The sequence below is a fragment of the Mesorhizobium sp. B2-3-6 genome, assembly GCF_006442305.1.
In the GTDB taxonomy this organism is placed as follows: domain Bacteria; phylum Pseudomonadota; class Alphaproteobacteria; order Rhizobiales; family Rhizobiaceae; genus Mesorhizobium.
This window is the reverse complement of the sequence record NZ_VFVW01000002.1, coordinates 288,253-308,882: the sequence shown is the minus strand read 5'-3', so window position 1 is coordinate 308,882 and position 20,630 is coordinate 288,253. Positions and strand designations below refer to the sequence as shown.

21 protein-coding genes are annotated in these 20,630 nt (G+C 64.0%); 9 read left to right on the top strand and 12 right to left on the bottom strand.

The window, feature by feature from the left end:
• Positions 1-24: 24 nt before the first annotated feature.
• The 7 genes from phnY (at position 25) to FJ953_RS07150 (ending at position 8,033) form a co-directional block, all read left to right on the top strand.
• Positions 25-1,482 (top strand): phosphonoacetaldehyde dehydrogenase, encoded by a 1,458-nt coding sequence (gene phnY, locus FJ953_RS07180; protein WP_140623734.1) that lies wholly within the window; start codon positions 25-27, stop codon positions 1,480-1,482.
• Between the two features lie 71 nt (positions 1,483-1,553).
• A complete protein-coding gene (locus FJ953_RS07175; RefSeq protein WP_140555608.1) occupies positions 1,554-2,912 on the top strand; it encodes an aspartate aminotransferase family protein in 1,359 nt (452 codons plus the stop codon).
• Positions 2,913-2,914: 2 nt separating this feature from the next.
• A complete protein-coding gene (locus tag FJ953_RS07170) occupies positions 2,915-3,925 on the top strand; it encodes an NAD(P)-dependent oxidoreductase (protein ID WP_140623732.1) in 1,011 nt (336 codons plus the stop codon).
• A gap of 257 nt (positions 3,926-4,182) precedes the next feature.
• A complete protein-coding gene (locus FJ953_RS07165) occupies positions 4,183-5,211 on the top strand; it encodes a 2-aminoethylphosphonate ABC transporter substrate-binding protein (protein WP_140623730.1) in 1,029 nt (342 codons plus the stop codon).
• Positions 5,212-5,270: 59 nt separating this feature from the next.
• Positions 5,271-6,383 (top strand): ATP-binding cassette domain-containing protein, encoded by a 1,113-nt coding sequence (locus FJ953_RS07160; protein WP_224680228.1) that lies wholly within the window; start codon positions 5,271-5,273, stop codon positions 6,381-6,383.
• A complete protein-coding gene (locus FJ953_RS07155; RefSeq protein WP_140497597.1) occupies positions 6,376-7,233 on the top strand; it encodes a 2-aminoethylphosphonate ABC transporter permease subunit in 858 nt (285 codons plus the stop codon). The genes FJ953_RS07160 and FJ953_RS07155 overlap by 8 nt, the downstream gene beginning before the upstream one ends.
• 2 nt (positions 7,234-7,235) lie before the next feature.
• The gene (locus FJ953_RS07150) at positions 7,236-8,033 is read left to right on the top strand and encodes an ABC transporter permease subunit (protein WP_140514512.1); all 798 of its coding nucleotides are present in this window, start codon (positions 7,236-7,238) and stop codon (positions 8,031-8,033) included.
• Positions 8,034-8,040: 7 nt separating this feature from the next.
• On the opposite strand, the gene FJ953_RS07145 is transcribed toward FJ953_RS07150, so the two are convergent.
• From FJ953_RS07145 to FJ953_RS07110, 8 genes are all read right to left on the bottom strand, one after another.
• On the bottom strand, positions 8,041-8,487 hold the full coding sequence (locus tag FJ953_RS07145; RefSeq protein WP_140551264.1) for a MaoC/PaaZ C-terminal domain-containing protein: 447 nt from the start codon (positions 8,485-8,487) through the stop codon (positions 8,041-8,043).
• A gap of 8 nt (positions 8,488-8,495) precedes the next feature.
• The gene (locus FJ953_RS07140) at positions 8,496-9,572 is read right to left on the bottom strand and encodes a Gfo/Idh/MocA family oxidoreductase (protein WP_140623728.1); all 1,077 of its coding nucleotides are present in this window, start codon (positions 9,570-9,572) and stop codon (positions 8,496-8,498) included.
• Positions 9,565-9,894, bottom strand: a complete 330-nt coding sequence (locus tag FJ953_RS07135) for an L-rhamnose mutarotase (RefSeq protein ID WP_140497605.1) — start codon at positions 9,892-9,894, stop codon at positions 9,565-9,567. The genes FJ953_RS07140 and FJ953_RS07135 overlap by 8 nt, the downstream gene beginning before the upstream one ends.
• 10 nt (positions 9,895-9,904) lie before the next feature.
• Positions 9,905-11,017 (bottom strand): mandelate racemase/muconate lactonizing enzyme family protein, encoded by a 1,113-nt coding sequence (locus tag FJ953_RS07130; protein ID WP_140623726.1) that lies wholly within the window; start codon positions 11,015-11,017, stop codon positions 9,905-9,907.
• 4 nt (positions 11,018-11,021) lie between these two features.
• Entirely contained in the window at positions 11,022-12,119 is a 1,098-nt protein-coding gene (ugpC, locus tag FJ953_RS07125; protein WP_140562477.1) for a sn-glycerol-3-phosphate ABC transporter ATP-binding protein UgpC, read from the bottom strand.
• Between the two features lie 4 nt (positions 12,120-12,123).
• On the bottom strand, positions 12,124-12,990 hold the full coding sequence (locus FJ953_RS07120) for a carbohydrate ABC transporter permease (protein WP_140497611.1): 867 nt from the start codon (positions 12,988-12,990) through the stop codon (positions 12,124-12,126).
• Positions 12,990-13,886, bottom strand: coding sequence for a sugar ABC transporter permease (locus FJ953_RS07115; RefSeq protein WP_140555592.1), 897 nt, complete (start codon positions 13,884-13,886; stop codon positions 12,990-12,992). Before FJ953_RS07115 ends, FJ953_RS07120 begins: the two co-directional genes overlap by 1 nt.
• 146 nt (positions 13,887-14,032) lie before the next feature.
• Complete coding sequence (locus FJ953_RS07110; RefSeq protein ID WP_140555590.1) at positions 14,033-15,352, bottom strand: sugar ABC transporter substrate-binding protein; 1,320 nt, start codon at positions 15,350-15,352, stop codon at positions 14,033-14,035.
• A 168-nt stretch (positions 15,353-15,520) separates the two neighbouring features.
• Here FJ953_RS07110 and FJ953_RS07105 point away from each other — a divergent pair, with 168 nt between their 5' ends.
• The gene (locus tag FJ953_RS07105; protein WP_140497617.1) at positions 15,521-16,306 is read left to right on the top strand and encodes an IclR family transcriptional regulator; all 786 of its coding nucleotides are present in this window, start codon (positions 15,521-15,523) and stop codon (positions 16,304-16,306) included.
• Positions 16,307-16,368: 62 nt separating this feature from the next.
• Positions 16,369-17,205, top strand: a complete 837-nt coding sequence (locus FJ953_RS07100; protein WP_140520947.1) for an amidohydrolase — start codon at positions 16,369-16,371, stop codon at positions 17,203-17,205.
• Positions 17,206-17,219: 14 nt separating this feature from the next.
• Here the strand turns inward: FJ953_RS07100 and FJ953_RS07095 are convergent, their stop codons facing one another.
• From FJ953_RS07095 to FJ953_RS07080, 4 genes are read right to left on the bottom strand one after another with little or no spacing between them, the layout of a single operon-like run.
• Complete coding sequence (locus FJ953_RS07095) at positions 17,220-18,188, bottom strand: ABC transporter permease (RefSeq protein WP_140623724.1); 969 nt, start codon at positions 18,186-18,188, stop codon at positions 17,220-17,222.
• Position 18,189: 1 nt separating this feature from the next.
• Positions 18,190-19,140: an ABC transporter permease gene (locus FJ953_RS07090; protein ID WP_140623722.1), complete on the bottom strand. Its 951-nt coding sequence runs from the start codon at positions 19,138-19,140 to the stop codon at positions 18,190-18,192.
• Complete coding sequence (locus tag FJ953_RS07085) at positions 19,137-19,877, bottom strand: ATP-binding cassette domain-containing protein (protein WP_140623720.1); 741 nt, start codon at positions 19,875-19,877, stop codon at positions 19,137-19,139. The genes FJ953_RS07090 and FJ953_RS07085 overlap by 4 nt, the downstream gene beginning before the upstream one ends.
• Positions 19,870-20,607 carry an ATP-binding cassette domain-containing protein gene (locus FJ953_RS07080; protein WP_140497628.1) on the bottom strand — a complete coding sequence of 246 codons (738 nt, stop codon included), beginning with the start codon at positions 20,605-20,607 and terminating at the stop codon, positions 19,870-19,872. Before FJ953_RS07080 ends, FJ953_RS07085 begins: the two co-directional genes overlap by 8 nt.
• Positions 20,608-20,630 lie beyond the last annotated feature (23 nt).

The window sequence follows — 20,630 nt, the reverse complement described above, 5'->3', positions numbered from 1 at the left end:
CTTCGAATTGCTGGAACGGAACCGATGACCAAGCTCGATACTTCGATCAAAGTCCGCCACGAACCGATGCGCATAGCTGGTCGCAAGGTCGACGCCGACCGCGTCGTTCCTGTCCACTACCCCTATACCAATGCCGTTATCGGCACCGTGCCCGCCGGCCGCGCCGAGCATGCCCGCCAGGCCTTCGAGATCGCCGCCGGCTACAGGTCGAAGTTGACGCGCTACGAGCGCCAGCAGATCCTGTTCCGCACGGCGGAAAAACTGGCGTCGCGCCGGGAAGAAATATCTGATCTCATCACGCTCGAGCTCGGCATTTCCAAGGCGGATTCGCTCTATGAGGTCGGCCGCGCCTATGACGTGTTCACATTGTCGGCGCAGATGTGCATCCAGGATGACGGCCAGATCTTCTCCTGCGATCTCACCCCGCACGGCAAGGCGCGCAAGATCTTCACCACGCGCGAGCCGCTGAAGGCGATCTCGGCGATCACCCCGTTCAACCATCCGCTCAACATGGTCTCGCACAAGGTGGCGCCGGCGATCGCCACCAACAATTGCGTGGTGGTCAAACCGACCGAACTGACGCCGATGACGGCGCTGCTTTTGGCCGACATCCTCTACGAAGCCGGCCTGCCGCCGGAAATGCTCTCGGTGGTGACCGGCTGGCCGGCCGACATTGGCAACGAGATGATCACCAACGACAATATCGACCTGATCACCTTTACCGGCGGCGTGCCGGTCGGCAAGATGATCGCCCGCACCGCCGGCTACAAGCGCCAGGTGCTGGAGCTCGGCGGCAACGATCCGCTGATCGTCCTCAACGATCTCTCGGACGACGATCTGGCCAGGGCCGCGGATCTCGCCGTCGCCGGCGCCACGAAGAACTCCGGCCAGCGCTGCACGGCGGTCAAGCGCATCCTTGTCCAGGAAAGCGTCGCCGACCGCTTCGTGTCGCTGGTGCTGGAGCGGGCCCGAAAGATCCGCTTCGGCGACCCGATGGACCGCACGACCGATCTCGGCACCGTCGTGCACGAGAAGGCGGCGGCACTCTTCGAAGCTCGTGTCCACATGGCCGCCGGGCAGGGCGCCGAAATCCTCTACAATCCGGGCCGGCAAGGCGCGCTGCTGCCGCCGATCGTCGTCGATCGCGTGCCGCACACATCCGAACTGGTGATGGAAGAGACGTTTGGGCCGATCATCCCGATCGTGCGCGCACCGGACGATGACGAGGCGCTGATCAGGCTGTCCAACTCGACCGCCTTCGGCTTGTCCTCGGGCGTCTGCACCAACTCGTTTCCGCGCATGCAGAAATACATCACCGGCCTTGAGGTCGGCACCGTCAACATCTGGGAAGTGCCGGGCTACCGCATCGAGATGTCGCCGTTCGGCGGCATCAAGGACAGTGGCAATGGCTACAAGGAAGGCGTCATCGAGGCAATGAAGAGCTATACCAATGTGAAGACGTTTTCGCTGCCCTGGTCCTGACCGGACGGCTCGGCTGACAGAACAACCGAGGGAGCGTTCCACGCTCCCTCATTCGCGTTTCGGAGATGGTTATGGCCGCGATCAAAGAGCTTGTGCATACCGAGGGCGATTCCAACACCACGGCGGCCCGCAGCCGCTGGGATTCCGGCCAGGACGATCCACGCATCCGCGGGCTGCTTGACCGCGACGCTTCGGCCTTCATGCACCAGAGCCTGTCCAGCCCTTGTCTTTCGACGATCGCTAAGGCCGAAGGCATCTGGATCGAGGACACCGCCGGCCGCCGTTTCATGGATTTCCACGGCAACAGCGTGCACCATCTCGGCTATGGCCATCCGAAGCTGGTCGCCGCGATCAAGAAACAGCTCGACGATCTCTGTTTTGCGCCGCGCCGCTTCACCTGCGAACCCGCTGTCGAACTGGCCGAGAAATTGGCCGAGTTGGCGCCCGGCGATCTCGGCAAGGTGCTGTTCACGACAGGCGGTTCCGACGCCATCGAGGTGGCGCTGAAGATCGCGCGCGCCGCGACCGGCCGCTTCAAGACGGTTTCGTTCTGGGATGCCTTTCATGGCGCTGGCTTCGGTGCCGCAAGCGTCGGCGGCGAAGCGACCTTCCGTTCCCATATCGCCGGCCCGATGATGACCGGCACCGAACATGTCGCGCCCTGGGACGGCTACCGCTGTCCTTACGGCCACGGCACCCTGGAAGCCTCCGGGCTCGCCTGCGCCAACATGATCGCCTATGTGCTCGGTCGCGAACAGGATGTGGCTGCGGTCGTCGCCGAGCCGATGCGGGCAACGCCCAACCCGCCGCCGCCCGGTTTCTGGAATCGGGTGCGCGAGGCCTGCGACCGGCACGGCACGCTGCTGATCTTCGACGAGATCCCGACCGGCCTTGGCAAGACCGGAAAATTCTTCGCCCATGAGCATGACGGCGTGACGCCGGACATCGTCGTTCTCGGCAAGTCGCTCGGCGGCGGCATCCTGCCGATCGCCGCTGTCATCGCCCGCCGCGATCTCGACGTCACCGGCGGTTTTGCCATCGGTCACTACACCCACGAGAAGAACCCGGTGACGACGCGCGCGGCGCTGACGACGATCGATATCATCCTGGAAGAAGGACTGGTCGAGCGTGCGGCCGAGCTTGGCCGGCATATGCTGGGACGCATGCAGGATCTGATGGGGCGTTCGCCCCATGTCGGCGATGTCAGGGGCAGGGGACTGATGGTCGGCGTCGAACTTGTCGAGGACCGTACCTCGCGCCAGCCCGCGCGCGATCTTGCCGAACGCGTCTTCTATGCCTGCCTCGAACGGGGGCTGAGCTTCAAGGTCAGCCACGGCAACGTGCTGACGCTGTCGCCGCCGCTGGTGATTTCGAAAGCCGACCTCGACCGTGCGCTCGATATCGTCGAACGCGCCGTGCTGGCGGCCTGACCGTGAAGGCCGTCCGCACCGACCGCGAGCTCGAATGCCCAGGCATCGATGCCGGCTTGCGGGCAAGGGGTGTCGAGCTGGTGACGCTGCCGGACGGCATTTCCGAGGCGGAGCTCAAAGCCGCGGTCGCCGACGCCGATCTGCTCTTGATGTGCTACACGCCAGTCACTGCGGAGGTGATCGACGCGGCGCCCAGGTTGAAGGGCATCATCAAATATGGCGTCGGTATCGACGCCATCGATATCCCCGCTGCCATGCGGCGCGGTATCCCCGTCGTCAACGTGCCCGAATATGCCGAGGAAACCGTCGCCGAAGGTGCTTTCGCCATGATGGTCGCGCTGGCCAAGCGGCTGCCCGCCATCACCGCGGCGGTATCGCGCGATGGCTGGATCTGGCCCGAGCCGCGCTGGCTGGGACGCGACATTTCAGGCGCCACGCTTGGGATCGTCGGTTGTGGCAAAATTGGCCGCAGCATGGCGCGCATGGCCGGCCAGGGATTTCGTGCGCGGCTTCTTGGCTTCGATCCCGGTGTCGACGCCGAAACGATGCGCGCCGCCGGCATCGAAAAAGCCGACGACCTCCAGGCAATGCTTCGCGCCTGCGACTTCGTCTCAATCCATTGCGTGCTGAACGACAGCACGCGCGGCCTGATCGGCAAGGCTGAACTCGCCTGCCTCAAGCCTTCCGCCATCATCGTCAACGTCTCGCGCGGCGCGCTCATCGACGAGGCGGCCCTTGTCGAGGCGATCGTTTCCGAGCGCATCGGCGGCGCCGGGCTCGACGTCTATTCGGTCGAGCCGCTGGCCAAGTCGGGCCATCCGATGGGCGCGCTTTTCGGCCGCGACGACGTCATCCTGTTCCCGCACCTCACCTTCTTTACGCATCAGGCGATGCGCCGGCTCGAGGACGACACGCTCGCGCGCTGCTTTGAGATTCTCGACGGCCGGCCGGTGATCGTGCGCTCGTCCGACCCGCGGTTGCGGGCGCAGACTTCTGGCGTTTCATTCGTCTGATCATCACCTGCTCAAACGCTTCGACGGCCTGCCCTGAGCAGGCCGAAATATGTTCGCGACATGACTGCGACGGTTCCATGACAACTATCAGATGAAGTTTGCCTGTCATAAAATAAATAGATTTTACTTATCGATTCCCAATCCCCAGAGTTGCACTTAACGACGACGCTGCCGGCACCCATCGAAGCAGAAGCAGCCGGCGCGGTCGCCACAGTGCATCGCAGAATGTGCCATCAATCAAAAAAGGGGAACTGGACATGAAATCACGCAACGCAACCATGGTCGCGGCTTTCGCCGCGTTGCTGGCGTCGGCTGCCCTCATCGGACCGGCGATGGCAGATGGCGTCGTCACCATCTACTCCGCCGATGGCCTGCATGACGGCAACGGCAGCTGGTTCGAAACCGAGTTCGCCGCCTTCACCAAGGCCACCGGCATAAAAGTGCAGTATATCGAGGCTGGTTCGGGCGGTGTCGTTGAGCGTGTCGCCAAGGAGAAGTCGAACCCGCAAGCGGACGTGCTGGTGACATTGCCGCCCTTCGTGCAGCGCGCCGCCGCCGGCGGCCTGCTGCAGGATTACAAGCCCGAAGGGGCGGACCAGATCGACGGCGGCACCGACAAATACCGGCCGCTGGTCAACAACTACATGAACTTCATCTACAACAGCGCCGTGCTTTCGGAAGCGCCGAAGAGCTACGACGATCTGCTGGACCCGAAATTCAAGGGCAAGATCCAATACTCGACGCCCGGCCAGGCCGGCGACGGCACCGCTGTCATGCTGCAGATCATCCATGCCTTCGGCGGCGAGGATGCAGGTTTCGAGTTCATGAGGAAATTGCAGGACAACAATGTCGGCCCCTCCGCTTCGACCGGCAAGCTGACGGCGCTGGTCAACAAGGGCGAGCTGCATGTCGCCAACGGCGATTTGCAGATGAACATGTCGCAAATGGCCGACAATCCCAACATCAAGGTGTTCTGGCCGGCGGGGCCTGACGGCGTGCGCTCCACCTTTGCGCTGCCCTATGAGATCGGCCTGGTAACCGGCGCGCCCAATGCCGACAACGGCAAGAAGCTGATCGACTTCCTGCTCTCAAAGGAAGCTCAGTCGAAGGTCAGTTCCGTGGCTCTTGGCCTGCCGGCCCGCAAGGATGTGACGCCGAACGACGCCAATTTCGCGAAGGCGCAAGAGGCGATGAAGGGCCTGACCATCTGGTCGCCGAACTGGGATGACGCTCTGGCCAAGCTGCCCGACTACGTCAAGCGGTGGAACGAAGCGACCGGAAGTTGATCCCTGCCAATCCGGAGGACCATGCCATGTCGGCCGCCGCTTTTACTGGGACCAGTGTCATGGACATCGACGCCGCGAAGGTTCGCGGCGCCGGCTCCAACGTCCATTTCGACAAGGTCGTTGTCGCCTATGGCGCGCATGTCGTTCTGCATCCGCTGACCCTGGATATTGCTCCCGGCGAGATCCTGGCGATGATCGGCCCGTCCGGCTCCGGCAAGACCACCGCCTTGCGGGCGGTGGCCGGCTTCGTGCGGCCGAGAAGCGGACGAATCCGCATTGGCGCGACGGATGTGACCGATCTGCCGCCTTATGAGCGTGGGCTCGGCATGGTGGTCCAGAACTACGCGCTGTTTCCGCATATGCGGGTCGAGGACAACGTCGCCTTCGGCCTCAGGGCTCAGGGCGCCGACAAGGCGCTGATCGCCGAGCGGGTCAAGGATGCACTCGGTACCGTCGGCATGGCTGCCTATGCAGGACGTTATCCGCGCGAGCTTTCCGGCGGCCAGCAGCAGCGTGTCGCGATTGCGCGCGCTCTTGCCGTGCGGCCCCGCGTGCTGCTGCTTGACGAGCCGCTTTCGGCGCTGGACGCACAGATCCGCCGCAATATGGTCGAGGAGATCGCCAGGCTGCACCGCAGCCTGCCGGGTCTGACGATCCTCTATGTCACTCACGACCAGACAGAGGCGCTCACCCTCGCCGACAAGATCGCCATCATGCGCGACGGCTCGGTCTGTTCGCATGGACCGACGACCGAGCTCTACCGCCGTCCGCCCAACCGCTTCACCGCCGAGTTCCTCGGCCGCGCCAATCTACTGCCGGTCACCATTGCCGAGGCTGCCGGCTCCAAGGGTTTTGCCGCGGCAAGGCATGGCGACGCGGTGCTGATGGGCACCGGCCGTGACGAGAAGGTCGGCGACAAGAGCCTGCTTTGTATCAGGCCCCAGCACCTCAGCCTGACGGCCGATGGCGACCATACCAATCGCATTGTCGGCACGCTCCTGGAGGTGCACTGGCAAGGCGAACTCACCCATCTCGTGCTCGATGTCGACGGCACGACGGTGCGCGTCTCGGCGACGAGACTGCCGATGGCCCTGCCGGAACCCGGCGCCAAGGTGCCGCTGTTCTTCGCGCCCACCGACACCTCGCTCGTTCCGGAAGACGCCGGTGTCTGAGGCTGTCGCTATCGCCTCGCCAGCGGTCAGGAGAGAGCCTGGCAGATTCTGGATCGTGCCGCCGGCCGCACTCCTGGCCCTGCTGTTCTTCTATCCGCTGGCGCTCATCGCCCGGCAGGCCTTCCTGGACGACAGCGGCGTTGCCAATGTCGCCGAAGTGATCCGCGTCCTGCATTCGCGCTTCTTCCTCAACGCGCTGATCAACACGGTGACGATTTCGGTTACCGCGACTGCCGGGTGCCTGATCGTCGGTCTCGTGCTGGCACTGATCCTGGCCTTCGTTCCGTTCCCCGGCAGCGGCTTCATCGCCAGGCTGATCGACACCTTCATCGCATTGCCGACCTTCCTGGTGACGCTCGCCTTCACCTTTCTCTACGGCTCCGCAGGCATGCTCAACGCAGGGCTGATGGAGACCTTTTCACTGCCGTCGCCGCCCGTCGATTTCCTCTATTCGAGCTGGGGCGTGGTGCTGGCCGAGGTCACTGTCTACACGCCGTTCATCCTGCGGCCGCTGCTTGCCGCCTTCTCGCTGGTGGACCGCGGCCAGATCGAAGCGGCAAGCGTGCTCGGCGCGCGGTCGTTCCGCATCGTGCGCCAAATCATCCTGCCGGCCGCCATTCCGGCACTCATTGCCGGCGGGAGCCTCTGCCTGCTGCTCACCGTCAACGAGTTCGGCATCGTGCTGTTCATCGGCGCCAAGGGGGTCATCACGCTGCCGCTGCTGATCTATGGCAAGGCGATCCAGGAATCGGCCTATCAGGTCGCCTGCATCATCGCCCTGATCAACATCGCGCTGTCGCTCGGCCTGTTCGGGCTCTATCGTTTCGCAGCCGGCCGGCTGGGGGTCTAGCCATGCTGGTCTGGTCCCGCTCCGGTCGCCTCGTTCTGTGGCTCCTCTTCGCGCTGATCTTCGGTGTGCTGTTCCTGGCGCCGCTTGCGGTCATTCTCCTGTCCAGCCTTGCCGGCCAGTGGAACGGGGTGCTGCCGAGCAGCCTGACGACGGAACACTACAGCGACGTCCTGCATGGCGCGGCCGGCGATGCGGTCAAGGCGAGCCTTCTCACCGGTTTTGCAGCCAGCGCGCTGGCGCTGGTCAGCGGCACCTGGGCGGCGCTGTCGCTGCGGGTCCAGGGGCATGCGCTGCGGCGCCTGCTCGGCCTGTTGTTCTTCATCCCCAGCGCCGTGCCTTCGGTCTCCGTCGGCCTTGGCCTGCTGGTCGCCTTCAGCCATCCGCCGCTGCTGCTCAACGGTACGATCGCGATCGTCATGATCGCCCATTTCGTGCTGATCTCAGCCTTCACCTTCGGCAATGTGTCGGCCGGACTGGCGCGACTCTCGCCCGATTTCGAGCAGGTGGCATCGAGCCTCGGCGCGCGGCCGGCCTACCGCCTCTGGCACGTCACCTTGCCTCTGCTCGCACCCTATCTGGTCGCGGCGTTCGGGCTCAGCTTCGCACTGTCGATGGGTGAACTCGGCGCCACCGTGATGGTCTATCCGCCGGGTTGGGTGACGCTGCCGGTGTCGATCTTCAGCCTCACCGACCGAGGCGACATCTTTGCGGGAGCAGCGCTCACCATGATCCTGGTGGTGGCGACCCTGGCGCTGCTGCTCGGTCTGGAGCGCATCACCGCCCGCGCCACGGGATCGTAGCGCTGCCTCAGCCGGGTTTGCGTTCGACGATGTAGATGTGATCCGCGGCCAACACCACTTCGTCGCGCTGGTTGATCACCTCGCAGCGTTCGATCACCCGGCCCGCGGCCGGCCGCTTCGGATCGTCCTCCTTGGCCGCGATGGTGGTGCGCGTGCGGATCGTGTCGCCGATGAACACCGGCTTGATGAAACGCAGCCGATCATAGCCATAGGAGAAGGCAACGGGATTGACGACGCTTGCCGTCAGTCCGATGCCGACCGAGAACACCAGCGTGCCGTGCGCGATGCGCTGACCGAACGGCGTCGTCTTCATGAACTCGGCGTCCATGTGGTGTGGGAAGAAATCGCCGGTGTGTCCGGCATGGACGATGAAGTCGGTCTCGGTAATGGTGCGGCCGCTGGTCAGCCGCGAGGAGCCGATCTCGTAGTCTTCGAAATAAATTATCTGTTCCATGTCCTGCCTTACGGCCTTTCGGCCAGTGGCGTCGCCGGCGCTGCGCTCGATTTATAGGCGGCTTCCACCAGCGCCATCGTGCTCCAGGCGTCCTCGACCGAGCTGACCAGCTCGTCGTCTTCCCCGCAAGCAAAGCGCTGGACATTGGCCATGCGCCCGACAAAGGCATCGGGGAACCATTCGCCGGCGAGTGGCACGGCAATCCAATCCGTCCCGCCTTTCGGGTATATTTCCAGGACATCCGGTTCGCCGCGGGGATAGTCAAGATTGAGGCCGAGTTTGAGATAGGCCGCGCCCTCGGTGCCGCAAATGCGGAATTCGCAGGCCTGGTGCCGGCGCCCGAACTTGTGATCATGATTGATCGACAGCGCGCAGCGCACGGTGTCGCCATAGTCGAGGATGGCGCTGGTGCGCGTCTGCGCCACCGTATGGTTGGGGTGGCCGAGCGTCTTGGCGTGCACCCCTTTGGGGTCGCCCAGCAATTGTCTGACGAGGTCCAGATAGTGGATCGAATGCATCGCGATCTCGACACGCGGCGCCTTGAGCAGGAATTCCCACAACTCCCAAGGTGTCGCCAGCGCCAGCCAGGCGTCGAAGTCGACGACCTCGCCGAGCCATCCCTTGGCGATGGCATCCTTGAGCGCCAGCATCATCGGCGCGAAACGCAATTGGAAATTCACCGCGGCCTTGAGCTTCCTGGCGCGGCAGATCTCGAGGATTTCGGTTGCCTCGCCGAGATAGTTGCCCATCGGCTTCTGGATCAGTGCGACCGCCCCCTCGGGAAGCGCCTTCAGGATCTCGGCATGCCGACCGGGCGGTGTCGCGAGATCAAAGATCGCATCGTTGATTCCGGCGGCTTCTTCCACGGAGCGGAATGCGGTGACACCCCATTTCTCGGCCAACGTCCGCGCCTTGGCCTGGTCCGGATCATAGAGGCCGGCAACCGGAAACTCGGCCTTCCGGTAGGCGGGAAAATGGGCATCGCCGACAATCGAACCTGCGCCGAAGGTGACGATCGGCCGGGGCTTTGTAGGCTTAGGCCAGGACTGGATGAGTGAGGCAGGGTCGAAACCGCCTTCAGTCATGATGGAAGACCTCGTCCATCGAAGCCCACCATTCGCCCTCCTTGCGGGTCGCCAGCGGCTCCTGGCAAGGCATGCAGAGGGCCCACCATTCCTGTGTTTTCGGGTCTGCCGCCATCTTGGCCATGTCGGCGGCATAGTCGGTGCCGTGGTATTCGAAGTAGGCAAACAGCAGGTTCTCCGGCCGCTTCAGGTAGATCGAATAGTTCTCGATGTTGCAAGCCGAGATCATGGTCAGCACGTCGGGCCAGACGGCGGCATGGAGGCGCACATACTCCTCGACCTTTTCCGGCTTCAGTCCCAGAACCATTCCCATCCGCTGCATGTTCGTTCCCCTATTTCGTGATCGCCGTGGTGAATTCGGCGATGCTCATGGCCTTGACCGCGTCCCAGTCCCAATCGATGCCGATGCCGGGCTCGTCGGGTGCCAGCGCGTGCCCATCCTCGATGCGCATGCGCTTGCCGGTCAACTGGTCAAGCTGCGGAATGTACTCGACATACCGGCCGTTCTGAACAGCGCAGGTGAGGCTGACATGCAATTCCATCAGGAAATGCGGGCAGACCGGGATGTCGAAGGCCTCCGCCGCATGCGCCACCTTTAGCCAGGGCGTGATGCCGCCAATGCGGCCGACGTCGACTTGCACGATCGAACAGGCGCCTTTCTGCATGTATTCGCGGAAATGCCTGATGGAATAGAGCGACTCGCCGATGGCAATCGGCGTCTGCGTCGAATTCGACAGTCGCACATGGCCATCGATGTCGTCGGCCGGCAGCGGCTCCTCGATCCAGGCGAGATCGAGTTCACGCAGCCTCGCTGCGCGGCGGATCGCTTCGTCGACGGAGAATCCCTGATTGGCGTCGGTCATGATCTCGTAGCCGTCGCCCACCGCCTTGCGCACCGCCGCCAGCCGCGCCAGATCTTCCGATCCGTGCGGTTTGCCGATCTTCACCTTCGAGCCGCGAAATCCCTTGGCCTTCGCGGCCAGCGCGTCATCGACCAGCGCCTGCGTCTCGATGTGCAGCCAGCCGCCCTCCGTCGTGTAGAGCGGGCAGCGGTCCTTGGCGCCGCCCGCCAGCTTCCACAGAGGCAGGCCCTGCTTCTTCGCCCGCAGGTCCCAAAGCGCGGTGTCGATCGCCGCGATCGCGATGGCCGTGATCGCGCCGATCGTGGTGGCGTGTGTGGCGAATTCGAGATCGTGCCAGATCGCCTCGATCATGTCGGGGTCGCGGCCGATCAGGCGCGGCGCCAGATGGTCGGACAAGAGCCGCATCACAGACGAGCCGCCGGTGCCGATCGTGTAGCTGTAGCCGGTGCCGACGGCGCCGTCGGAATCGGTGATCGTGACGAGAGGCGTTTCCTGGCTGACGAAACTCTGGATCGCGTCCGTGCGCTTGACCTTCGGCACAAGGTCCACCATCCGCAGTTCTATCTTTTCGATCGTGGCCATGTCGTCAGCTCCGCAATGACTTTCCCGTGTCGGCGGCAAACAGGTGCGCCTGCGACAGGTCGAGGCTCATGGCCATCCGCTCGCCCGATCTCAAAGCTCTTGGGTTCAGCATGCGCGAAACCCAGTCTGCGCCATTGAATTCGACGAACACCAGCGTCTCGTTGCCGAGTGGTTCGGTGACCGTGATCGGCAATTCGATCTGGTGGACGTCTGCGGCACCACCGGAACTGATACCATGGCCGGTCGGGTAGATGTCGTCGGGCCGCAACCCGAACACCACCTTGTTACCCCTGGCGACATTGGCTTTGAATTGGCTAGGCAATGGCAGCTTTTCGCCGCTGGCGAAAACCAGCTGGCCGTCATCGATCGTCGCCTCGTGCAGGTTCATCGGCGGCGAGCCGATGAAGCCCGCGACGAACCGCGTCGCCGGCCGTCGGAACACCTCGTCTGGGGTGCCGACCTGTTCGATATGGCCGTCGCGCATGATGACGATGCGGTCGGCAAGCGTCATCGCCTCGACCTGGTCATGGGTGACATAGATCACCGTCGACCGCACCTTGGCGTGCAGCTTCTTGATTTCGGTCCGCATCTGCGTGCGCAGTTTGGCGTCGAGATTTGAAAGCGGCTCGTCGAACAGGAACACGTCGGGATCGCGTACGATGGCGCGGCCCATGGCGACGCGCTGGCGCTGGCCGCCGGAAAGTTGCGACGGGCGACGGTCGAGCAGCGTGTCGAGGCCGAGGATGGCCGAGGCTTCGGCGACGCGGCGCTCCATATCCTCCTTGGCGGCCCCGGCAATCTTCAGGGAGAAGCCGAGGTTCTCGCGCACCGTCATGTGGGGATAAAGCGCGTAGGACTGGAACACCATCGAGATGTTGCGCGAACGCGGCGGCAAATCGTTGACGACGCGGCCGCCGATCTCGATCGAGCCGGCGCTGATCTCTTCCAGCCCTGCGATCATCCTGAGCGTCGTCGACTTGCCGCAGCCGGAGGGGCCGACCAGCGCGATGAATTCGCGGTCCGCGATGTCGAGGTCGATGCCGTGCACGATCCCGACATTGCCGTAGCGCTTGGTCAGCTTTTGGAGGGAAACCGTTGCCATGGGATCAGCCTTTCACCGCGCCGGAGGTCAAGCCGCCGACAAGGTGTTTCTGGACGATGTAGGTGAGGGTGAGCGCCGGGATGATCATCACCACGGCGAGCGCGCACATGCCGCGCCAGTCGATGGTGAATTCGGCCGTGTAGTCGAGCAGGCCGACCGGCAGGGTCTTGGCGCTGACCGAGCGGGTAAGCTGCGAGGCCAGCGCGAACTCGTTCCAGCAGGTCAGGAAAGCAAAGATCGCGGCGGAGGCGATGCCGGGCCCGGCAAGCGGGAACTCGACCTGCCAGAAGGCCTGCCAGCGGGTGCAGCCGTCGATCTGGGCGGCTTCCGCGAGGTCCTTCGGCACCTGGCGGAAGAAGCCGTCGATCAGCCAAATGGTGAACGGCACGTTGAGCGCGACATAGGCCAGGATCAGTCCGAAATGCGTGTCGATGATGCCGAGCCTGACATAAAGGAAGAACAGCGGCAGCGAGAGCGCGATACCCGGCACCGTGCGCGTCAGCATCAGGCCGAGGAAGACGCCCGACTTGCCGCGGAAACGGTAGCGCGCGAAGGCATAGCCGCCGGCCATGCCGATGGCCACCGCGATCATCGTCGAGGTCACCGAGATGATCAGCGAGTTGCGGAAATATTCTATGACCGGGATGCCGCCCTTGCCGATCCCTGAGAACATCGCGACATAGGCGTCGAACGAGATCTGCTGCGGGATCCACACCGGCGGCTTGGCCATGATCTCCACAGTCGGCCGCAGCGACGAAAGCACGATCCACAGGCCGGGCAGGCAGATGGTCAGCATCGCCAGGAACAGGCCGATGCGATAGGCGATGCCCAGCAGCCGGCGCTTGAGGCGGGCGGAAGAATTCTCGTCCATCACCACTCCGCACCGATCTGCGTGCGCGCCGCGGCGAGCTTGTTGAAGAAGTAGACGGTGAAGGCGATCGACAACAGGATCGAGAAATAGGCCATGGCGTTGGCCATGCCCATGCGCCCGTCGCTGTAGGCGGTGCGCGCCACCAGCGTCCACAAAAGCTCGGTGCGGCCCGCCGGCCCGCCATCGGTCATGATCTTGACGATGTCATAGGCGCGCGCCACGTCGAGCGAACGGATGGTCATGGCGATGTAGGCGAAAGGCATGACGAACGGCCAGGTCACATAGCGGAACGTCTGCCACGGCGTGCAGCCGTCGACCCGCGCCGCCTCGATCGGCTCCTTGGGCATAGCGAGCAGGCCGGCAAGGATCAGGATGGCGAAGATCGCCGTCGACGACCAGATCTCGGCGATCGAGATGGCGATGAAGGCGAGATGGCCTTCGATCAGCCACGGAATGGCATCCCTGGTGATGCCGAGCGATTGCAGGGCGTTGTTCACCAGGCCGATATTGTCGTTGAACATGAACTTGAACTGGAAGCCGACGAGGATCGGCGAGAACATCATCGGAAACATCATCAGCGTGCGCAGGATGCGCTGGCCGCGCGTCGCCTTTTCGACCAGCATGGCGAGGCCGAGGCCCAGCAGCATTTCGAGATTGAGCGCGATGGTCAGCAACAGAACCGTGCGGCCGAACGCCCACCAGAAATCGGCGTTCGCCAGGATCGAGAGATAATTGCGGAAGCCGACAAGGACGAAGAATGTTTCGGGCTTGGTCAGGCGGAAAGGCGTGAAGCTGGAATAGAGCGACAAAAGCAACGGCACCACGACGACCGCCGCCAGCACGATGATCGCCGGAAGCAGCAGCAGGAATGGCGCGGATGGCTTGAAGCCCTTCATTGGGACCCTGTGAGTTGCATTCGATTGCCGCCTGTCGAGCCGGGCGGGGCAGGCATCGTCATCGTGGGAACACCCGAGGCAGTGCGCGCCTTAAGACGCGAGCGCCTCCCCCATTCCTGATGGGGGAGGCGGCCTTGGGAGCGGTTCTACAGCTTGCCGGCGTCTTCGAGAATTTGCGTCGCCTTGGCGGCGGCTTCGTCGAGCGCCTGCTTGGACGTCTTGTCGCCGAGGATCGCCGCCTGCAATTCGGGATAGACGGAGTTCGAGATCTCGATCCATTCAGGCGTCTGCGGCACCGCGAAAGCGTGCTTGGCTTCTTCCTGGAAGGCGGAGAGAACCTCCTTCTTGTAAGGATCGTTTTCGGCCTGCTTCAGGTCCCAGTCCCAGACCGCGGTGCGGGTCGGCAGCGGGCCCGCAGCGGCTTCCAGCTTCTGGCTGTCCTCATTGGTGAGCCACCACACCAGCGATGCCGCGGCCTCCTTGTTCGGGCAGTTCTCGGTCACCGAGAAGCCATGGAAACCGGACCAGCCGGTGCGCTTGCCGGACGAGCCTTTCGGCGCGACCTTGACGCCGACATTGCCGGCGACCTTCGACGACTTCGGATCGTTGAAGAAGCCGGCCCAGCCCGGCCAGTCCAAGTTGATGGCGACGGTGCCGGAGGCAAAACCCTGGCCGAGATCGTCCCAGAGATAGTTGGTGGTTCCGGCCGGCACGGCCTTGGCCTTGTAGAGGTTGACGAACCAGTCGAGCGCACGCACGCCGGCTTCGGAGTTGAAGACCGGCTTGCCGTCCTTGTCGAGATACTCGCCGCCCTCGGCCACCACCATCTCGTAGAAGCGGCCGTTGATCGCCTCTTCCTTGCCGGCGAACTGCGTGCCGTAGAAGTTGGGCGGGTTGGCGAAGAACTCGGCCTGGTCGGTGACTTCCTTCCAGGTGTCCGGCGGCACCAGATCATAGCCGTATTTCGCCTTGAACTTGGCCTTGTTGTCGGCGTTCTCGTAGAGGCTCTTCTGGTAGTAGAGGGCAGAGACGTCGAACTGCGCGCGCGGCAGCATCTCCAGCTTGCCATCGATGGTCGCCGCCTTGATCGTCGATGGCACGAAGGCATCGATCTCTTCCTTGGGCAGCAATTTGCTGAGGTCGGTATAAAGGCCGGTATACTGCGGCGCGAAGGAGGAATGATTCCAGCCGACGCACCAGTTGGTGCTGCCCGAGGCGATGTCGGACTTCAACTCCTTGTCGATGTCGAAGCCGTTCTTCTTGGTCAGGATGTTGACCTTGGCGCCGGTCGCCTTCTCCCATTCGGGGATGCGCTCGTAGAGCTTTTCGTATTGCTGGCCGCCGATCAGCTTCACGTCGACGGTAACGCCTTCGAACTTGCCGGGCAGGTCGCCGGCAAGGGCCGCGCCTGCGCCTGACGCAAGCAACAATGCGCCAGCGCATACGCCGGAAAGCAGTCTGTTCATTGGTATCCTCCCTGGGTGCGCCTTGGCGGCGACCGCAACTCGTCTGATGACAAGAAGTGCTACATTCATATACAAACAAAACATTCATGGATACGTCAAGGCGAAATTTGTTTCCGCCGGCAGCATTCCTGCGTATATGAAGAATCGATTTCACTGGAGGGAAAGCCCATGGATGATAGCGAAGACGAGCGGTATCGCGCGCCTGCGCTCGACAAGGGGCTCGACATCCTGGAACTGCTGGCCGGCGTCGACGGCGGCCTGACGCAGGCGGAAATCGCCAAGAAGCTCGACCGCAGCCCCAACGAGTTCTACCGCATGCTGGACCGGCTGGTGCGACGCGGTTATGTCACGCGGCTCGACGGTGACCGCTATTCACTGACGCTCAAGCTGTTCGGTCTGGCGCAACTGCACGCGCCGGTGCGGCGGCTGGTTTCCTATGCGACGCCGTTGATGCGGGAGTTGGCGGAGACGTCGCAGCAGGCCAACCAACTCGTTGTTTTTGATCGCGGTTCCGCCGTGGTCATCGGCCAGCAGGAGGCGCCGAACTACTGGGGCATCTCGATCCGGGTCGGCGCCCACATCAGCCTGTTCGACACCGGTTCGGGACATGTGCTGCTCGCTTTCCGTTCGCAGGAGGAGCGCCAGATGATGATCTCCGAACATGTCCGCAGCACCGACAATACGGCGCAGCCGCCCGAGTTCTTTGCCCGTCTCGACCAGATCAGGGAACGGGGATATGAGATGATGGCCTCGATGCAGACTGCCGGCGTCTACAATCTGTCGGCACCGGTGCGCGGCTCCGACGGCAAGGCCATCGCGGCGCTTTCGATTCCTTACATTACCGTCGTCAACGCACCGTCCGCGCCGGACATGACCCGCACCATCGAACTGCTGCTGGCCACATGTGAGAAGCTGTCGCGTCTGGCCGGGTCGGCCGTCGGTTCATCGGCGTAATTCTTATTTGAATGAAGAATTCCTCCGTGAGATGATGTGAAAGATACGGGAGGAGCCCTGCCATGATCATCGACACCCACCTGCACCTCATCGACCGCTCGGCCTTGCGCTACCCGTGGCTTGCCGGCGTGCCCGCTCTCAACCGCGACTTCTCCTATGAGGAGTACGGCGTGGAAGCTCAACGTGTCGGCGTCGAGCGTGTGCTGCATATGGAGGTCGATGTCGACCCCGCCGATATCGAGGCCGAGACCGAACGTGTCGAAGGCCTGTCGAGACAGGCCGGCAGCATGCTGGCCGGGGCGATCGCCGCCTGCCGTCCGGAAGAGGCCAATTTTGCGGCCTATCTCGAGCGCCAGCGAGCAAAGCCGTTCGTCAAGGGTTTTCGCCGCGTCCTCCACGTCATGCCCGATGAACTCTCGGAAGGCGCGCTATTCCGGGACAGCATCCGGCGGCTTGGCGGCACCGGGCTCACCTTCGATCTCGTCGTGCTACCGCATCAGATTCCCAAGGCGATCGCGCTCGCCGATCTGGCGCCCGACGTCCAGTTCGTGCTCGACCATTGCGGCGTCCCCGACATCAAGGGCAATGGCGAGCATCCGTGGCGCGAACACATGAGCGAAATCGCGCGGCGTCCCAACGTCGTGGCCAAGATTTCCGGCGTCGTCGCCTATGCGGATCCCGGCAGTTGGACGGTCGAGACGCTGCGGCCCTATGTCGAACACACGATCGGTTCGTTCGGATGGGATCGTGTTGTCTGGGGCAGCGATTGGCCGGTCTGCACGCTGGGTGGCGGTCTGTCGACCTGGGTGGCGGCGACCCATGCGCTGCTTGCCGGCTGCAGCGTTGCGGAACGCGACAAGCTCTTGTCCGCGAACGCCCGCAAGCTCTGGAGGCTTTGACCGGCTCCGCTTCTTCAGATCGTCGCCGAAACGTGCCGTTCGCGCCCGTAGAGCGAAACCAGCAGCACGATGATGAAGCCGAGTGTTGCCTGCACCGCCGAGGGCTGGAATCCGAGCCCGATCAGCAGCGTGTTGATCTCGGTCAGCACCAGCACGCCGGCGATAGTGCCGAGATAGCTGCCGCGCCCGCCGACCAGCGCGGCGCCGCCGACGACCACGGCCGCGATGGTCTGGAACAGGTAGGGCTGCCCGACATCGCCATAGGCCGAGCCGGTGAAGCCGAGCAGCAGCACGCCCGCCACCGCGGCGAAGAAGGCGCTTGCCGCATAGGTGATCACCCACATTCGGACGGGGTCGATCAGCGCCAGCGGCGCGGCACCCGGATTGCTGCCGAGTGCGTAGAGCCGGCGCCCATAGGGCGTCCGCTCCAGCACCAGGACGACGAGCGCCACCAGCACGACGAGACAGGGCACCAGCCATGGAACCGGCAGTGGCCCGGCCGATCCGCCGATCGACACGAAGCTCGAAACCGCTTGCGGCGCGGAGCCTGAAGGGAAGCCGGCAGTCCACAAAAGCACAAGCCCTTGCACGACCATGCCGATGCCGAGCGTGACGATGAGCGGCTGGATGTCGAGGCTGCGCGCGATCAGCCCGTTCACGCCACCGATAAGGATCGCCAGCACGCCTACGAGGCCGCAGACGAGGACAAAATTCCAGCCATCGCCGTAGAGTTGCGCGGCCACGACATTGGCAAAGCCGATGACGAAGGGGATCGACAGGTCGATGCCGCCCATGATGACGACCAGCGTCTGCCCGATCGAGGCGACGGCGAGCAGCGAAGCAAGCACCAGCATGGCGCGCACCGCAAACGGGCTGGAGTAACCCGGAATGAGGATGGTGCCGGCAAGATGCAGAAGGGCGGCAACACAGAAGGCGCCAATGACACGGGCATTGGTTGTCGCGAATAGATTTCGGCCAGCCATGTCAGCGCCTCCCGATGGCAAAGCGTTCCTGCAGCGCGGTCAGCATCACCGCCAGCACCAGTACGGCGCCGTAGGCGATCTGCAGCACGAAGGTCGAGACGTTGAACGTCGTCAGCACGCTCTGCAGCAGGAAGATGTCGACAGCGCCGATCGCGGCACCCGCGACGCCACCACGGCCGCCGGTAAGACTGACACCGCCAAGAGCTACAGCCGCAATGGCGATCAGCGTGTAGGTCGGGCCGATATTGGGATCGGCCGAACCGATCAGCGCAGTCAGCATCAGCCCGGCGCAGCCGCCAAGGATGCCGGTCATGACATAGGCGATGAAGCGCACGAGCGTGACGTCGACGCCGGCGGTATAGGCGGCGCGATCGTCGCTGCCGACCGCCATCAGCTGGTCGTAATAGGGGCTGCGCCGCACCAGCCACCAGAAAAGGAACATCAAGGCCAGCGGCAGAAGCGAGAACGGGCCTGCCAGGGATTTCAGCCAGGCCGGCGCCGGGCCGATCGGCGCCGGCAGGATGGTCAGCGTCACCCCCGTCAGGATCAGATAGGTGCCGAGCGTGGCCACGATCGGTTGGATGCGCACGATGGTCGCCAGGAAACCGTTCGCCGCCCCGACCAGCGCACCGATGAGCAGCGCCGCCGGAACAAGCGCCAGCGGCGAGGATATTCCGGCGCGCAGGAAAAGCACCTGGATCACGATGGCGTTGACGAAGCCCATCAGCGGCCCGACCGAAATATCGATGCCGCCGCGCCCGGCGAGGATCACCGGGGTCGAGGCGATGGCCGCGCCGATCAGCGGCGCCGCCAGCCCAACCAGCGCACCCCAGGAGCCCGGCTGGAACCGTGCCGGGCTCAGCATCAGATTGACCGCCAGCAGGACGATCAGCAGCACGGCGGCGAAGCCGACGCTTCGGCCGAGGGACAGGATGCGTGCGAAGGGTCTCATGCTGCGCGTCCGAACATGGCTGCGATCACGTTCCCGGTGGTCATCGCCTGGCCGGCGATTTCCGCCGCGACTTCATTTTCGCGGAACACCAGCACGCGATGGCAGAGAAGAAGGATCTCCTCGATCTCGCTGGACAGGATGACGAGCCCCATGCCGTCGGAAGCCAGCCCGCGAAAGACGTCGTAGAGAACATGCCGGGTCGCCACGTCGACGCCGCGCGTCGGATCGTTGAGAAGCAACATTGCGGGGTCCAGCGCGAGGGCCCGCGCCAACAGCACCTTCTGCTGGTTGCCACCGGACAGGGTGGTGATCGGCGCGTCGGGCCGAGGCGCCGATATCGACAGCCTTTCGCGATAGGCCTCGTAGCGCGCCTTGCGCGCCGCCGGGCTGATCAGGCCGAGGCGGGTATCGCGAGACAGCGTCGAGACGGCGAAATTGTCGAGCACCGATTGCGTCGGGAAAATGCCGTTGGCACGCCCGCGCGGAAGATAGGCGATGCCGCTCGATACGGCCTTGCGGAAGCCGGTGATGGCGCGGGATGCGCCGGGCAGATCGAGGGTTATCGAACCGCCAAGCGGCGCGACTAGGCCGGCGAGCATCTCGAGGAAAAGCTCCTGGCCGTGGCCATCCAGGCCGGCGAGCCCAACGATCTCGCCGGCGGCGACCGCCTGCATGATCGGGCTGGCGTCCGGTGCGATGACGAGGTCGCGGATAGTGAGGGCGGCGCGATCAGCCATGCGCCAGCTCCGCGGCGGTGCGTGGCGCCATCGCCTTGAGAAGCTCCGCCGGCGTCGAAGCGCCGCGCTCCTCGGTGCGCACCACGCTGCCGCCGCGCAGGATCGAGATGCGATCCGAAAGCGACGTCACCTCATCCATGCGGTGGGTGATGAACAGGATCAGGCAGCCTTCGCCGGCAAGCGTGCGCATCAGCGAAAAAACGGACTCGCGGTCGGCGAAGTCGAGTGCTGCGGTCACTTCGTCGAGGATCAGGATCTTTGGATCGCGCACGACCGCACGAGCAAGAACGACGAGTTGCTGTGCTGCGAGCGGCAACTGCCCGGCGGGCATGTCGAGCGGCACGTTGGTGACGGCGAAACGTTTGAGGGCGGCGGCTGCCCTGTCGCGCCGCTCGTTGCGGGGAACCGCGCGCCGGACCAGGCCGTCCAGGCCAAGCAGGATATTGTCGGTCACGCTGCGGTCCGGCGCGATCAGCACTTCCTGGAAGACCGTGGCGAAGCCTTGCGCCTGGAAGGCCGAGGGGGTTCCGCCCGAAAACGGCCTGCCTTGCAGGAGGACCGTGCCGCTGTCGGGCTGAACGATGCCGGACAGCAGCTTGACCATGGTGCTCTTGCCCGAACCATTCTCGCCCAGGATGGTGTGGATGGTTCCTGCCCGGAACGCGATCGAGGCGTCCGCAAGCGCGACCGTCTCGCCATAGCGTTTGGATATGTTTCTGATTTCAAGCATGTCGCGTTTCGAAGCTGGCAAGC